This window comes from Flavobacterium sp. PL002, assembly GCF_054165825.1.
This window is the reverse complement of sequence record NZ_CM135110.1, coordinates 942943-958567: the sequence shown is the minus strand read 5'-3', so window position 1 is coordinate 958567 and position 15625 is coordinate 942943. Positions and strand designations below refer to the sequence as shown.

12 protein-coding genes and 2 pseudogenes are annotated in these 15625 nt (G+C 32.4%); 5 read left to right on the top strand and 9 right to left on the bottom strand.

Annotation, left to right across the window (positions count from 1 at the left end):
- Positions 1–10: 10 nt before the first annotated feature.
- The gene (locus tag ACVEGE_RS04235) at positions 11–1366 is read left to right on the top strand and encodes a UDP-N-acetylmuramate--L-alanine ligase (RefSeq protein WP_192500714.1); all 1356 of its coding nucleotides are present in this window, start codon (positions 11–13) and stop codon (positions 1364–1366) included.
- Positions 1367–1416: 50 nt separating this feature from the next.
- Here ACVEGE_RS04235 and ACVEGE_RS04230 read toward each other — a convergent pair whose 3' ends face one another.
- Positions 1417–2043, bottom strand: coding sequence for a DUF1287 domain-containing protein (locus ACVEGE_RS04230; protein ID WP_192500713.1), 627 nt, complete (start codon positions 2041–2043; stop codon positions 1417–1419).
- A gap of 94 nt (positions 2044–2137) precedes the next feature.
- Here ACVEGE_RS04230 and radC point away from each other — a divergent pair, with 94 nt between their 5' ends.
- Genes radC through ACVEGE_RS04215 form a run of 3 tightly spaced genes read left to right on the top strand, consistent with a single transcriptional unit; the run spans position 2138 to position 4294 of the window.
- Positions 2138–2830: a RadC family protein gene (gene radC, locus ACVEGE_RS04225; protein WP_173856684.1), complete on the top strand. Its 693-nt coding sequence runs from the start codon at positions 2138–2140 to the stop codon at positions 2828–2830.
- Between the two features lie 9 nt (positions 2831–2839).
- Entirely contained in the window at positions 2840–3529 is a 690-nt protein-coding gene (locus ACVEGE_RS04220; protein ID WP_173852630.1) for a YjjG family noncanonical pyrimidine nucleotidase, read from the top strand.
- Positions 3530–3532: 3 nt separating this feature from the next.
- Positions 3533–4294 (top strand): hypothetical protein, encoded by a 762-nt coding sequence (locus ACVEGE_RS04215; RefSeq protein WP_173852632.1) that lies wholly within the window; start codon positions 3533–3535, stop codon positions 4292–4294.
- A gap of 65 nt (positions 4295–4359) precedes the next feature.
- Here the strand turns inward: ACVEGE_RS04215 and ACVEGE_RS04210 are convergent, their stop codons facing one another.
- Complete coding sequence (locus tag ACVEGE_RS04210; protein WP_173856687.1) at positions 4360–5637, bottom strand: replication-associated recombination protein A; 1278 nt, start codon at positions 5635–5637, stop codon at positions 4360–4362.
- Positions 5638–5865: 228 nt separating this feature from the next.
- Here ACVEGE_RS04210 and ACVEGE_RS04205 point away from each other — a divergent pair, with 228 nt between their 5' ends.
- The gene (locus ACVEGE_RS04205; RefSeq protein WP_192500712.1) at positions 5866–6633 is read left to right on the top strand and encodes a rhomboid family intramembrane serine protease; all 768 of its coding nucleotides are present in this window, start codon (positions 5866–5868) and stop codon (positions 6631–6633) included.
- Positions 6634–6683: 50 nt separating this feature from the next.
- Here ACVEGE_RS04205 and rlmB read toward each other — a convergent pair whose 3' ends face one another.
- The 7 genes and pseudogenes from rlmB to ACVEGE_RS04170 form a co-directional block, all read right to left on the bottom strand.
- The gene (gene rlmB / locus ACVEGE_RS04200) at positions 6684–7418 is read right to left on the bottom strand and encodes a 23S rRNA (guanosine(2251)-2'-O)-methyltransferase RlmB (protein WP_173852637.1); all 735 of its coding nucleotides are present in this window, start codon (positions 7416–7418) and stop codon (positions 6684–6686) included.
- A gap of 71 nt (positions 7419–7489) precedes the next feature.
- On the bottom strand, positions 7490–8374 hold the full coding sequence (locus ACVEGE_RS04195; RefSeq protein WP_192500711.1) for a hypothetical protein: 885 nt from the start codon (positions 8372–8374) through the stop codon (positions 7490–7492).
- A gap of 13 nt (positions 8375–8387) precedes the next feature.
- Positions 8388–10091 carry a SusD/RagB family nutrient-binding outer membrane lipoprotein gene (locus tag ACVEGE_RS04190; protein WP_192500710.1) on the bottom strand — a complete coding sequence of 568 codons (1704 nt, stop codon included), beginning with the start codon at positions 10089–10091 and terminating at the stop codon, positions 8388–8390.
- Between the two features lie 10 nt (positions 10092–10101).
- The gene (locus ACVEGE_RS04185; RefSeq protein WP_192500709.1) at positions 10102–13251 is read right to left on the bottom strand and encodes a SusC/RagA family TonB-linked outer membrane protein; all 3150 of its coding nucleotides are present in this window, start codon (positions 13249–13251) and stop codon (positions 10102–10104) included.
- Between the two features lie 847 nt (positions 13252–14098).
- Positions 14099–14287 (bottom strand): annotated as a pseudogene (locus ACVEGE_RS04180) (transposase); the annotation flags it as partial.
- Positions 14277–14756 (bottom strand): annotated as a pseudogene (locus ACVEGE_RS04175) (transposase); the annotation flags it as partial. The pseudogenes ACVEGE_RS04180 and ACVEGE_RS04175, both read right to left, overlap by 11 nt.
- Positions 14757–15047: 291 nt before the next feature.
- Positions 15048–15359, bottom strand: coding sequence for an ISAon1 family transposase N-terminal region protein (locus ACVEGE_RS04170; RefSeq protein WP_225738100.1), 312 nt, complete (start codon positions 15357–15359; stop codon positions 15048–15050).
- Positions 15360–15625 lie beyond the last annotated feature (266 nt).

Genomic DNA, 15625 nt, shown 5'->3' with positions numbered 1-15625 from the left:
AGAACAATATATGAGAACTCATTTTATAGCTATCGGTGGTAGCGCCATGCATAATCTAGCTTTAGCATTAAAGAATAAAGGGTATCAAGTAACTGGGAGTGACGACGCAATTTTTGAGCCATCAAAATCACGCTTAGATAAAAAAGGAATTTTACCAGTCGAAATGGGTTGGTTTCCTGAAAAAATAACCCAAGATATTGAAGCAGTAATTTTAGGAATGCATGCTAAGGCTGATAATCCTGAATTATTAAAAGCGCAGGAGTTGGGGCTAAAGATTTACTCGTACCCTGAATTTTTATATGAACAGTCTAAAAATAAAACGAGAGTAGTGATTGGTGGCTCTCATGGTAAAACAACCATTACTTCAATGATTTTGCACGTGATGCATTATCATGATATTGCTGTTGATTATATGGTAGGTGCGCAATTAGAAGGATTTGATACAATGGTGCATCTTACGGAGGAGAATGATTTTATTGTTCTTGAGGGTGATGAATATTTGTCTTCACCAATTGATAGGCGTCCTAAGTTTCATTTGTACCAACCTAATATTGCTTTAATATCAGGAATTGCTTGGGATCACATCAATGTGTTTCCAACATATGAAAATTATGTGGAGCAATTTGAAATTTTCATTAGTAAAATTACTAATGGCGGAATTTTAGTATACAATGAAGATGATACCGAAGTGAAAAGAGTAGCGGAAGCAGCAACAAACCCGATACGAAAATTACCGTATTCAACTCCAAATTACAAAGTTGATAATGGAGTAACTTTATTAGAAACTCCAGAAGGAGATATGCCTATTGAAGTTTTTGGTGCTCACAATTTGAATAATTTGGCTGGAGCCAAATGGATTTGTCAAAATATGGGTGTTGATGAAGCTGCCTTTTATGAGGCGATTGCTAGTTTTAAAGGAGCTTCAAAACGTCTAGAAAAAATAGCTGAAAGTAATACAAGTGTTGCCTATAAAGATTTTGCACATTCGCCAAGTAAAGTGGCAGCGACTACAAAAGCTGTAAAAGAGCAATATCCTGATCGTAAATTAATAGCATGTTTAGAGTTACATACCTACAGTAGTTTGAATGCAGAGTTTTTAAAAGAATACGAAGGTGCTCTTGAATATGCTGATGTGGCTGTGGTATTTTATTCACCAGATGCAGTAAAAATTAAGCAATTAGACGAAGTTAGTTATGAACAAATAGCAACTGCATTTAATAGAAAAGATCTTGTTATTTACACAAACCCAAAAGAGTTCAAAGAATATCTTTTTAGTTTAAACTTTGACAATGCTGCCTTGTTATTAATGAGTTCTGGAAATTATGGAGGATTAGATTTTGATGAAATTAAGAAATTAATAGAATAATTAAGAATAGAATATGATAGAAAGCCAATTGTCAACTTGATAATTGGCTTTTATTTTTGGTATTTATAATGTCCAACAATTTCAAAATCAAACAAGCAGTCTGCGAGTACTTGACCACCACCAATGTTATGGACTATTAGATTTCGTTTCCCATCAGCTGATTTTTGGTTTGTTATAATCCCTATGTGTGGCAGTTTTCCATTAATCATCCAGGTTATAATTTCTCCTGTTTTATAAGTTGACGGGTCTTGATTTATGGGTAGATGCTCTCCCTTTCGATCAAAGAAAACTTCTAAATTTGGTACACGTCTATGATCTATATTTGTGTCTGTTTTTGTCATTCCCCATTTTACTAAATTGGGATATTTAGAGAAATTTGCTTTCATATCTTCATGTACTTCTTTTTGTAAATCAATATTTAATTTTCGGTAAGCTCTAATGACCACGTCAGTACAAACGCCTTTGTTTGCTGCAATGTCACCGTTAGGGTATTTTATCGAAAAATAACTGGGATCGTATACTATTGAAGGATTAATTATAGACAAAGCGGCGTCAGATAATTTTTGCTCAAAGGTGTTTATAATAACATTCTCGGCAATAAGAGGTGTTTTGCTTTCTTGTTTTTGGCCACAAGAACAAACGGATAGAAACGTGATGGCTGCTACTAAGAATTTCATTTTTTATTTTAAAGTTAAGGCTATTTTTGATAGGAATTTAGTTAAGTTCCTTTTTTTGTGTAGTTTAGCTAAATAACATTCATAAATAAATAATATGGAAAGCAGTAATTTTCCAATTACACATTGGTCAGAAGACGATAAGCCTAGAGAAAAACTGATGCTCAAAGGCAAAAGTGCTTTAAGTGATGCCGAGTTAATTGCTATTTTGATTGGTTCAGGAAGTCGCAACGAGTCGGCAGTGGAATTGAGTAAAAAAATCTTAGCTGGTGTGAATAATAATCTTAATTTATTAGGGAAGCTTTCTATAGCACAATTAACGCAATATAAAGGAATAGGTGAGGCAAAAGCTATTTCGATAATTGCAGCATTAGAATTGGGTAGGCGTAGGAGGTCAGAGGATGCTTTAGATTTGGTCAAGATAACTTCCAGCAAAGCAATATTTGAACTAATGCAACCCATAATAGGGGAGTTACCGCATGAAGAATTCTGGATAGTCTATTTGAATAATTCGAACAAAGTTTTGTCAAAATCACAATTAAGCAAAGGCGGCATTACCGGAACTTTAGTAGATGTTAGAATTGTTTTTAAATTAGCGCTAGAAATAGGAGCAACGGCATTAATTTTGTGTCATAATCATCCTTCAGGAACATTAGTTCCAAGTGAAGCCGACAAACAAATCACTAAAAAACTGAAACTTGCTGGCGATAGTTTAGAAGTTAAAGTTTTAGACCATTTGATTATTACTGAGGTAAATTATTTTAGCTTTGTAGACGAAGGAATATTTTAAAAATTACAAATGAAGATTACAAATATTAGCGACGTGTTCTTTGACTTAGACCACACTCTTTGGGATTTTGATAAAAATTCTGAAATTACTTTCGGTAAAATATTGTCTAATTACCATCCCTCAGTTCAAATAACAGAATTTATAGAAAAGTATGTGCCTATTAATCAGGCTTGCTGGAAATTGTATCAATTTGATAAGATCACACACGAAGAATTGCGTTATAACCGACTTAAAGAATCCTTTGATGCTATCAATTACGTGATTACGGATGCTCAAATATCAGTTATTGCTGAAGACTATTTAACCCATTTACCGGATAATAACCATCTTTTTGATGGTGCTTTTGAAGTTTTGGATTATTTAAACGAAAGGTACAATTTGCATATAATAACTAATGGTTTTGCAGCAGTTCAAGATCGAAAAATAAAAAATGCTCAATTAGAAGATTATTTCCTAACGATCACTAATTCAGAATTAGCGGGTGTAAAAAAACCTAATCCTGTTATTTTTGAATACGCTTTAGATTTGGCTAAAGCCAAAAAAGAAAATAGTATCATGATAGGTGATTCTCTAGAAGCAGATGTAGAGGGCGCATTGAATATAGGGTTAGATGCTATTTTCTTTAACGAAAGTAATGTTAAAGTAGCCTCAAATATTAAACAAGTTAACCATTTATTAGAATTAAAAAAATACCTTTAAACCATGAAAAAATATATTTTATTACTGCTTATAGTAGCAGGGAACTTTGTTAATGCGCAATCTGTTAATAATTATAAAGCGGTTGTTGTGCCTATTAAATTTGATTTTTTAAAATCAGATAATGCGTATCGTTTAAATACATTATCCAAGTTTAATTTGAAAAAAGCAGGATTTGAAGCTTTTTATTCAAATGAACAAATGCCAAAACAATTTGCAAAAAGATGTGATCTATTATATTTAAATGTTGAAAAAGAGAGCGGTTTTTTAGTTACTAAACTTTTTGTGACCTTAAAAGATTGTGAAGGGAAGCTGGTTTTTCAGTCAGAAACGGGAAGAAGTAAAGATAAAGAATATGAAACGGCTTACGTTGAGTGTTTAAATCAGGCATTTGAGTCAATTAACGCTTTACATTACATTTACGCTGGAGCAGCTAAAAAAGTTGTTGTTGAAACTGAAGTTGAAGAGGAAGATATTCCTGAAACAATCATCAAGGATGAGTCAGTTCAAAATAACGCAACTACAGTAATGGAAGATGTTACTAACGCAGCCGACTTATTATATGCACAGCCTATAGAAAATGGTTATCAATTAGTAGACGCAAGCCCTAAAGTGGTTATGAAAGTTACTAAAACTTCTAGTCCATCAACATATATAGCGACTAAAGGCGAAGTTCAGGGAGTATTAGTTGCTAAAAATGGAGCTTGGTATTTTGAGTATTATAAAGATGAAAAACTTGTTTCAGAAAAAATTGCAGTTAAGTTTTAAATTGAAATAATATTTTAAAAAAGGTTCTAAAAACAGATTGATGCTGTTTTTAGAACCTTTTTTATTTAATAACCGTATTTGTCTTTCCAGCGATTTTTTAAAAATTCTCTAGTAGTATTTTCACGAGAGTTTATTCCTGGAGTATACAGTGGTGTATTCTTTACTTCGTTAGGCAGGTATTCTTGTTCTGCAAAGTTATTTTGATAATCATGTGAATACTTGTATTCGTCCCCATACCCCAACTCTTTCATTAATTTAGTTGGCGCATTGCGTAAATGTATGGGCACTGACAAATCACCGGTTTGTTTAACCAGTTGTTGGGCATTTCCTATTGCTAGGTAAGAGGCATTACTTTTAGGAGAAGTAGCTAGGTAAATTGCACATTGGCTCAATATGATTCGGCTTTCAGGATAACCTATTGTTGTAACCGCTTGAAAAGTGTTGTTAGCCATTATAAACGCAGTAGGGTTAGCTAAGCCTATATCTTCACTAGAAAGGATCAACATGCGTCTAGCAATAAACTTTACATCTTCGCCGCCTTCAATCATTCTTGCAAGCCAATAAACTGCTCCGTTAGGATCACTACCACGAATGGATTTTATAAACGCCGAAACAATATCATAATGTTGCTCGCCACTTTTGTCATACAAAACTGTGTTTTGTTGTACTAAAGCAAAAACACGATCATTCGTAATAATAATTTCCTCTTCTGCAGAAGCGTTTATAACGAGTTCAAATATATTTAATAGCTTGCGTCCATCACCTCCTGAAAGACGTAGTAGCGCTTCTGTTTCTTTAAGATTGATGTTTTTAGACATTAAAAAAACATCTTTTTTTAACGCACGTTGTAATAATGCTTCTAAATCTTCTTTTGTAAAAGCATTTAAAATATAGACTTGACAACGTGATAAAAGGGCAGGAATGACCTCAAAGCTTGGGTTTTCAGTAGTAGCCCCTATCAAAGTAATCCATCCTTTTTCGACTGCTGCCAAAAGAGAATCTTGCTGCGATTTACTAAAACGGTGAATCTCATCAATAAATAATATCGGATTCTTGGCAGTAAAAAGTCCGCCGCTTTGTTTTGCTTTCTCAATAACCTCTCTAATATCCTTTACACCAGAGTTAATGGCGCTCAATATATAAAAAGGACGTTTGGATTCCTGCGCAATTATTTGCGCTAGTGTTGTTTTTCCCGTTCCCGGTGGTCCCCATAAAATTAAAGACGGAATAATTCCTTTAGTAATCTGGTGTGTCAAGGAACCTTTAGGTCCTACTAAATGGGATTGACTTACGTAATCTTCTAAAGTTTGTGGTCGTATGCGTTCTGCTAATGGTGCTTCCATTTTACAAAATTACTAATTTTATTTGAAGCTATTCCAGCTCTCCACTATATCTTTTTTTAAGATTGCTCGTCCCTCGCATCTTAAAAAAAGGATGCCGTTTCGATCTGGGCTAAAAAAAAGTTATGTGATTTAAGAACAACGAAATCTTTAGGGAAGGTGACATAATAGCATACTTTTTATTTGGTTTCATTTTTGCACTTAAAGGATAGATAATTTTTAGAGAATACTATGGAAAGAGAATTTAAATATACCAATGCCGTAATTGCATTACCACTTTTTTTTGTTTTATCGTTGTGGATTGTTTATTGGGTTGAAATTCGTTTTCATTATAATTTTGCTACAAACGGTATTTTACCAAGAACATTTTCAGGATTACAAGGCGTGCTGTTTAGTCCTTTTATCCATTCAGACTTAGGTCACCTTTATAATAATTCGGTTCCTTTATTGATATTGTTAGCTGCATTGCAATTTTTTTATCCAAAACAATCTTTTGCAGTTATTGTTTATGGTATTTTATTAACGGGTATTTTCACTTGGTTAATAGGGAGAACAAGTTATCATATTGGCGCAAGCGGATTGATTTATGTTCTTGTGGGGTTTGTATTTTTAAAAGGAATTATAACTAAGTATTTTAGATTAGTTGCGCTTTCATTAACTGTAGTGATACTTTATGGAGGAATGGTTTGGTATATTTTTCCTAAAGTTGACGAAGCAATATCTTGGGAGGGACATTTAGCGGGATTATTATCTGGTTTTATATTTGCTATTTTTTTTAAAACTCCAGAGTATAAAAAAGTAATTAAATACGATTGGGAAAAAAAGGATTTTGATGCGTCAGAAGATAAGTTTATGCAACGATTTGATGAAAACGGTAATTTTGTAAACTTGCCCGAAGAAGTGATAGAAGAGGAGCAGCCTGCTCACTTCACGTCTAATATACTTATCAATTATGAAATTATTGCAGATAAAAAAAACGAATCAAAACCGGAGTCTTGATTCGTTTTTTATAGTTTTCAACTTTTTGAAGTCGAAAAAAATATTTTTGATTATTGTCTTTGTCTTAATGCCTCATATAAAAAAGCTCCACAAGCAACAGATACGTTTAATGAACCTATTGTTCCAAACATAGGAAGTTTAGCTTTTTCATCTACAATTTTTAATACAGAAGGGTTTACACCACGATCTTCAGAACCCATAATTATAGCTACTCCTTCGTTTAAGGAAACGTCATAGATATTTTTATCTGTTTTTTCAGTTGCAGCAACAGTTTTTATTCCGCTAGCTTGTAATAGAAATATAGCATCTTTAATGTGCTCCACTTTACAAATTGGAATATTAAAAACGGCACCTGCAGATGTTTTAACGGTATCTCCGTTTACAGGCGCAGCACCTGATTTTTGAATAATAATACCATTTACTCCAGTACATTCGGCTGTTCTAATGATAGCACCAAAATTACGCGCGTCAGATATTTGATCTAGGATTAAAAACAAAGGTTTTTTTCCGTTATCAACAACGGTATCAATCAAAGTCTCTAAGTCAAAAAATGAAATAGGAGAGATGCTTGCAACAGCTCCTTGATGATTACTAGGGGTTAGTTTGTTTAGTTTTTCAACTGGTACATAGGAGAAATTTACATTAGCGCGTTTCATTACTTTCATTAAGTCTTTCATTAACTCGCCTGAAATCTCTTTTTGAATGTAAACTTTATCTATTGTAGTTCCCGCTTGAATAGCTTCGATGATCGCTCTAATTCCAAATATTTGATGTTCTTTTTCCATAATGCAAATATATAAAAAAAAACCATCTCAAATGAATGAGATGGTTTTATTAAAATTTATGGATGTATAAATTAGTTTTTTACTAAATCAAAACTATACCCACCATAAGGGCCAAATGCTAAAGTTAAATTAATATCTCCAGTGCAAGATCCTATAGAGCCAGTTCCTGTAGTTGCCCCATAACCTGGGGAGTAATCAAAATCCTCGTTTGACGTAACAGTTACTTGTGACGTAACTGGGTCAATTACGCAAATCATATACGACGTATTTGGATTCGCTATGTAAGGATTGTTTTTGTTTAATATTCTAAAAGTATAAGTACCATCAGCAGGAACATATTCTACAGGGATTATGTCACCCACGGCATAATCTGCCCAACTATCTACTACCACTTTATAATCCCCGTTGAAAATAGAGGCATTAGTTAAAGGGCAAGAAACAACGTAAGTTTGTAAAACTGTAAATAACGTAGCGTTAGAGATGTCTGCTCCAAAAATCGCCGTTCCATCATCACTATACATTTTAATGATTGTTCCATTTTTTAATGTAAGCTCAGTGCTAATTACTAATTTATCCAAAATGTCTACATCAGCTGAAGTGTTTAACACAGTAAAAGCATTAAAGAGGTCTTCTTTTGTAATGTGTACATCACTTGGAAAAGTGGTTACACCTGTTTTTAAAACTCCTTTACTGATAATTCCGTCTTTAGTATAAAACCCAATAACATCCATTGATGATACTTCGCCGAAACCTACATCTAAAGTTAATCCTATATCGATATCATCACCGTTTTGTAAAGCAGCTATATTTATACCTTGGTCAGCAGTTGTTATCTTCTTTAGATTAGGTACTGCGCCTTCTTGTAAGTGATTGTTTGAGTCTCCTCCGTCACTAGTACATGATATTGTCAATAGCAACAAAGTCAATATTGGCAAAGCTATTTTTAATTTTTTCATAGTATTTTATTTTTTAATTATCCCAAAATATTTTATAGGTCCCAGTATTTTTTTGATCAGGTGAATTTTTATTTACATTTAATTCACTTTGTGGCCAAAATAAAGATATTTGGTAGGGGTTGTTTAAAACTGTTTGAGAATCAATTATAGGAAATCCATCTGCATTATCTAATTGATATTCTTTAGAAGAACTTGTAGGGTCAGCTAATATAGGGTATCCTGTTCTTCTGTAATCATTATATTGGTCTAGTGGATCTCCATAAGTACCAACCCACTTTTGAGTCATGATTATTTCTAATTTTTTTGCGGCTGATGCTGCATTAAATTCAGTCATTAAGTTAGTAATGAAAGTGTTAACCATTTCTGATCCAATTAATACAGGTATGTCCTTTTGTGTAGAACCATTACCACTAACTACTTGATCAACTTTTGCAAAACTTGCTGTAACAGCTGCTTGCAGCTTTGTAGCTGAATTACCTGTCATTTTTCCTGCTTGGATCAATTCAGCTTGTATGTATAAGAATTCATCGTAAGTTAAGATTCTTTTTGGAGCAATACCAGTAGCTGTAGATGTACCCATGATTTCACCTTTTCCATCATCGTATCTTCCTCCAGCAGGAAATATTCCAGGATATGTATAAGAGTTTTCAGCACTACTATCTCTCCATGGACCAACACTTCCAAATCTTATGCTGTAAAATCCTGTAGATTCATCCCAGTAATCAGCTTTAGGATTTCCAGTTGTTTCATCGCCTTGATCAGGAGGGAATTGACCTGCTATTAATTGGTTGTAAAAATAGTATTTCATCCTTGGGTCTGGATTACCTTGGTGTATGTTTGGATTGACACCTTTAAGAATTTCATAAAACCAAGGACTTTGATAAGATCCAAATTGTGTACTGTTATAAGAATCTTTGAAATATTCATTTCTCTCATCTGTAGGAGATATGTTACCATATCTTGCAAACTGAAAATCATCAGCATTAGATGAAAAGAAATCGTTCTCCGCGATTAAAGCATTGAAACCTGTTTGGTCAAAATCAGATGTTAGTCTTGTTTGATTATACAGCTTTAGTTTAAATGTATTTGCAAATTTGATCCATTTAGCAGTATCTCCACCATAGAAAAAATCATCTGTGCCAGGTTTTTGTAGCCCTTCATTACTTTTTATATTTGTTTTAGCTGTTTCTATCAACTTTAAAACTTCACTGTAAATGACTTTTTGATCATCAAATTTAGGACTAAGTATTCCTGCTGTTAATTGAGAAGCTTCACTAAAAGGTACATCACCCCATAAATCAACTGCAACTGATAATAAGTATGCCTTTTGTAATTGAGCAATACCTAAATAAACCAAGTTGTTTGTTTCTTTAGATTGAGAAATTAATGTCTCAATATCTTTCAATGTCAGATAAATATTATTCCATTCATTGTTGGTTGCAAAGTTGTCAACCTTAGCGCCATATTGATCTTGCTCTTCTCTTGTTGTCATTTGGTGTGTATACACAGAAAGTAGACTACCGCTATAAATACCAAAGTCTCCAGTGTTTGAAACATCTTTTTCAATGTTACTTAACAACAAGTCTAAAGGTGCAATTGTTGGATTATCTGTATCCTTATTTACATCAAGATAATTGCTACAACCTACAAAAAGAGTTGTAGTTAATAACAAAACAATACTGCTTTTGTTATTTTTTATTTTTTGTATAAATTTCATTTTTTTTATTTTAGAAAGTTAAATTAAGTTTTAATCCGTATCTTTTAGCTGTTGGTGCTGCAGAAGATTCAATTCCTTGAAGGTTACTAGATCCAAAACTTGCTGTGTCAGGATCGAAATTAGTGTACTTTGGAACATTTGGAGCAAAATACCAAAGGTTACTACCAATAACGCTAAATGTAATCCCACCAAATGGTGTTTTATCTAAAAATTGTTTTGGTACATCATAAGACAAACTTGCTTCTCTTAATCTAAATACCGTTCCATCATATATTCTAGCTTCATCCACACTATTAATTGCAAATGTATTTCCTCCAGCTGGTGAAAAATACAGCTCATTCATACTTAATTGAGTTGTATTTTGAATTTTATTTCCTGATCCATCTAGTATTGGGTTTCCATTATTGTCTCCGTAAACACCTGGTATGATAAAGGTTCTTTCTCTGTCCTCAGTATCTTTTGTTACACCACGTCCCAATAGGGCTTCAATAGTTGATGAACTAACATCTCCTCCTTGTTTCCAATCAAATTGTGCTTTTAAGCTAAAACCTTTGTAATTTAAGGTGTTTGTGAAACTCACTTTAAAGTCAGCATTAGGGTCTCCAATTATACCTGGCGTTGGGTCTTGTATAATCCCTCCTCCAGATTGATTGATCAAGAAATTTCCTTCTTCATCTCTTGCGAATTTAGTTCCGTAAAAAACACCAAATGCTTGTCCTGGGATTACAAACCCTACATTATTAACGTCAATAGCAAATCTATCTAAACCGTCAATTAATTCAGTAACTGTGTTTTTATTTTTTGTAAATGCACTAAATATAGTCCATTTAAAACTGTTTGTTTTAAAAGGAACCAAGGTTAATCCTATTTCGATCCCCTTATTTTCTAAAGAGCCTAAATTAGTATTAAAAGTGTCAAATCCACTTGAGGTTGGAACGCTAATTGGTGTTATTAAACTTGTTGTAGTCTTTTTGTATAAACTGAAATCTAATGCTATTCTTCTGTTAAAGAATTCTATGTCAGCACCTACTTCAAATTCATCCGTAAACTCAGGTTTAACATCTTGATCAGAAAATGTTCTACTATTTCTAATTACAGGAATTTTGTTAAAAGTGTCATCAAGTATAAATGATTGATTTGTAAATTCAGCATCTGCATCTCTACCTGATTTAGCGAAGCCTCCTCTAATTTTTGCAAATGTTAATACTTTACTGTCAATGTTAAATGCGTCAGTTACAATAAATGAGGCACTTACTGAAGGATAGAAATAAGAGTTGTTGTTTTTAGGTAATGATGAACTCCAGTCGTTTCTACCAGTACCGTTTAAAAATAAATAATCTTTATATGATAAAGTTACATCAGCAAATAAACCAATATTTCTTTTTGTTTCTTTCCCGTCAAACGTATTTGATACATTTATTAAATTACCATAAGTAAATACGTTAGGCACTTTAAAATCTGTTCCTTGAAATATAGCTCTAGAATTATTATTCTGTAGCATGTTGTTTCCTATGATTGCATTTAATCCAAAGTTTTTAGATAATTTATAATCAAAGTTAATTAACAAAGTTGTTTCTATATCTGTATTGATGAAGGAATCATTTAATAAAGATCCTATTCCATTGTCAGCTCTAGAATTTAGATCGCGTATTTGTTGTCTGTTTAATGTGTATTTATTTATACCTGCTCTATAAGAAGCATTGATATGTTCATTAAACACATAATTAAGATTTATCCCAGCAACTGTTCTGTTAGTTTTTGTGGTAATTTGATCATGTTCCCATGACCAAAATGGATGGTCAAATGCTGTACCGTTTGGTGTAACAGATGCTCCGTTTACTGGGTTAACATAAGGCAAACTTAAATCCCAGTTTCTTGCTAAAAATAAAGTTCTTGCAAATGAAGATGAGGCTCCATCAAATTGTTGCTCACCAAAGAATCCACCAACTTGTTTAGTGTCAGAAAAACTCATGTTTGCACCCAAAGTAAGTTTATTAGCAAGTTTGAAGTTTCCCCCTAACGAGACTGAAGTTCTGTCGTAAGTATTGTCAGGAATGTATCCTTCTTGTGCTAAATCAGAAATTGTTGCGTTAAAACTCCCATCCTCACCTGAATAATTAAATCCAATTGTATTGTCTTGAACTGTTCCAGTTCTAAAAAGGTCTTTAACATTATTTGGTTTAGCTACATAGGGTACAGTTGGTCCTATTTCTGGAAATGCTGCTAAAATAGGTGCCCATGTTGGAATAGTTTCTCTAGAATCAAAACGAGGTCCCCATGAACCATTTGCATTTGAATAGTTGAAATTTGACCCAGCTCCATAAGTATTTTGATAGTCAGGTAAGTTCGCAATATTCTCTAAATAGGTAGCAGATCCAACATTTACACTAAGTTTTTTTCCTTTTCTATTACTTGGAGAACCTGATTTTGTTGTTATGACGATAACTCCATTTACTGCTCTAGAACCATATAGCGCTGCTGATGCTGTACTTTTAAGCACGTTAATAGAGGCGATGTCATTAGGGTCTAAACTTGATAAAGCTGACTCGTATCCACCACCACCACTAGTTTGATTTGAAGAAGTTACTTGCGTGTTATCATAAGCAATTCCGTCAACAATAATTAAAGGTTGCGTATTACCTGAAAAAGAGGATACACCTCTAATTGTAATTTGATTTGAAGCTCCTGCAACACCGTTAGATACATTCACATTAACACCGGCTACTTTACCAGATAATGAACGTACTAAATCTGGCTCTGCATTCTCAGTAATTTCATCAGCTTTAATTGCGCTAACAGAATAACCTAAGTTTTTAGCATTTCTTTTAATTCCAAATGCTGTTACTACTACAGATTCTAGCTCAACTGAGTTTTCTTTTAACGTTATGCTTAAAGCGCTACTTGAAGCTACAACTTCTTTAGTTTGCATTCCAATATAACTGAAAATTATCGTTTGTGAAGGAGAAGCTTTGATAGTATATTTTCCATCAAAATCAGTTTGCGTTCCAGTTTTTGTGCCTTTTATTAATACACTAACTCCCGGTAGTGGGAATCCTGTATTATCTGAGACAATACCTGAAACGGATCTTTCTTGTGCAAAAGTTATTTGCGCCATAAGTACTACTAGTAGTACTATGAGTCCATTGAACTTTAGTTTCATGTTTAATTATTTTGAATTAGTTATAAACAAATATGCTAAATAAAAGTTAAAATTACTAATTTCAGTTGTTGTAAATTGCATTATATGATTTTTTATGAAGTAAAAAGCTTCATTTGTTTAGAATAGTCTTGAATTTTTTATATTTTATCAGTTTTTTTTTGTTTTATTTTAATCCCAGTTTGTCATATAAACTTTTCTTAACTTATACCAAACGAAAATATAAAAGAACCAATTTTAACAATTGGTTCTTTTATATTAAATGAGACTATATTATAACAGTAATTATGGCACATATAAAAATTTTAGTAATTTAGGAAACCTAAAAAAAATAAATAACCTACTCTAACAATCTATTCCATTTATTGGTCAACGTTTGAGAGTTTTGGTGATTTTGATTGAAAACGAAAAGTAGGGATTTCTAAACGTGAGGTTGCAAAATTAACGGTTATTGGTTCTAATAGCGTTCAGAATTGGAGAATATTATACCTTAATGCTGGTATTGAGGGTTTGATGAATCATCAAAAAAAACTGGGTTTAAGCCGTGAGTTTTAATGCTATTGAACACGATATGTTAGAAAGAAAACTAAACAATCCTCAAATGGACTTCAAGGCTGTGTTGAGCTTAAAGATTGGATTAAAAAAGAATTAGGTAAGGCTTTTAATTTCAACGCATTACTCTATTATAGCATCAGAAATTTTAAATAAAGTTTAAAAGTAGTCTGCAAAAGTCATGTCAAAAAAGACGAAGATCAGAGGATCTCTTTTAAAAAGACTTCGAATGAATCTGTCAAGAAATAGCATTATATAGATTGGTAAATTTTGACGGTTCACATAAATTTTCTGGGTATTAAGCAAAAAGTCTTTCCATTCTAAAGAGAAATAATTTCACATCAACTACTCCTTTTTGATTAGCTCTGAATAGTTTTATCTTACAATTAAATGATTCTGTATTGGCATTTGTATGTCTTTTAATAAAGAAGCTCAAAATGGTTTTTAAAAGATATTTAAAGCTGTTTGCAGCGGTATTAAAATCGTTTAACTTTAATAGTTTTAGTTTTCTCTATCCATTTTATGATTTGGTCTTTTGCTATTTCTTTTGAGGTTTGTTTATAAATGTTTCTGAACTCTAGGGTATGTTTATAATCTTGATGCAATAAAGGATAATTTTTAAATAACAGTTCTGCTCTTATTTTTTGGTTTGTTGTCCACTGTTTTTCCTTTTTAGCGATAATGTAACGACTTCAAACTAATAACTGCTTAGGAGTATCATCGTTCTCAAGAGTAATTGGAGTATATTTTGTCCCCAGTTCTTTGGACTGTTTAATTGCTTGATTCTACTTTTCTATTGCGTCCCATCTCAATTTAATTCTTTGATGTTGCAAGGCTTCCATTACGAATTTTACAAGATGGTATCGGTCGTTAACTAAATTACTTTCAGGAAAACTCATTCTTGTGGCCAATTGCATATTATTAGCTATGTCAAGGGTTATTTCCTTTACCGATTTTCTTTTATCTAATGGAGTTTTATTCTAAACGTCAATGATATCCTGACTTTTAGTCCCTTTTATAACTGCGCCTAATGTGTTTTTCTTTCCTCTTCCTTATTTGTTACAAAGGTATAAAGCTCCCCTTTTGATAAACTCAATTAGTCAATACTAAGATTTTCTCCAATGTTTTCAGGATATATCAAATAATCTTCGGCGTGATTAAATTGTTCCCAGTCTTTAAAACCACTGATTTTTTTCTTGTAATGACGTTGTAATAAATTAGCTTTAAAACCATAGTAACTAGCAGTATTACTTATCGTATCTTCTCGGGTTTCGAGCTGTATCTTTTAAAAAATCTGAAAGCTCAACTGTTAATTTTGAACCTTCAGTTATAAAAGAATAATCACTTTTGATATCTATGCTTCTATCTATTTTATTACGCCATCTTCGTCTTCGAATACCTAAATATACTGTTTTTCCTCTTATTGGAAAGTCTTGTATTAAAGCTCGTTCATAAAACCCTTTAGATTCAAATTCATTCGAATTGTAGTCTTTGGGAAGAATGTTCTTCTCATCCAAATAAATAAAGAAACAATCTTTCTTTGTTTGAAAATTCCCCAACTCTTAAATCAACAATATCAAAATGAAATAATAATCCTTCGGGTAGAAAGGAAGAAAATATCGAAAAACTCATTTGCTTTTTTATGCTAAATTAAGATTTATACCCAATTTTTTTATCTGAACCGAAATTTGGTCTATATAATATATGTGTTTGATATTATTTGTAATAAATGATATTATTAAAATTTAGAGTGTCTATATTGTTTAAGCTATTTTAATTCTTTACAATAAATAATAAATTTTAAGAAATAGAGTTAAAAAAAAAG

What these genes read in the sequence shown, in the direction of transcription:
- rlmB (WP_173852637.1), bottom strand. Translation starts at nt 7,418, where the DNA reads ATGGAAAAAGAACATCAAATATTTGGAATTAGAGCGATCATCGAAGCT.
- ACVEGE_RS04220 (WP_173852630.1), top strand. Translation starts at nt 2,840, where the DNA reads ATGAAGATTACAAATATTAGCGACGTGTTCTTTGACTTAGACCACACT.
- radC (WP_173856684.1), top strand. Translation starts at nt 2,138, where the DNA reads ATGGAAAGCAGTAATTTTCCAATTACACATTGGTCAGAAGACGATAAG.
- ACVEGE_RS04230 (WP_192500713.1), bottom strand. Translation starts at nt 2,043, where the DNA reads ATGAAATTCTTAGTAGCAGCCATCACGTTTCTATCCGTTTGTTCTTGT.
- ACVEGE_RS04215 (WP_173852632.1), top strand. Translation starts at nt 3,533, where the DNA reads ATGAAAAAATATATTTTATTACTGCTTATAGTAGCAGGGAACTTTGTT.
- ACVEGE_RS04195 (WP_192500711.1), bottom strand. Translation starts at nt 8,374, where the DNA reads ATGAAAAAATTAAAAATAGCTTTGCCAATATTGACTTTGTTGCTATTG.
- ACVEGE_RS04210 (WP_173856687.1), bottom strand. Translation starts at nt 5,637, where the DNA reads ATGGAAGCACCATTAGCAGAACGCATACGACCACAAACTTTAGAAGAT.
- ACVEGE_RS04205 (WP_192500712.1), top strand. Translation starts at nt 5,866, where the DNA reads ATGGAAAGAGAATTTAAATATACCAATGCCGTAATTGCATTACCACTT.
- ACVEGE_RS04185 (WP_192500709.1), bottom strand. Translation starts at nt 13,251, where the DNA reads ATGAAACTAAAGTTCAATGGACTCATAGTACTACTAGTAGTACTTATG.
- ACVEGE_RS04190 (WP_192500710.1), bottom strand. Translation starts at nt 10,091, where the DNA reads ATGAAATTTATACAAAAAATAAAAAATAACAAAAGCAGTATTGTTTTG.
- ACVEGE_RS04235 (WP_192500714.1), top strand. Translation starts at nt 11, where the DNA reads ATGAGAACTCATTTTATAGCTATCGGTGGTAGCGCCATGCATAATCTA.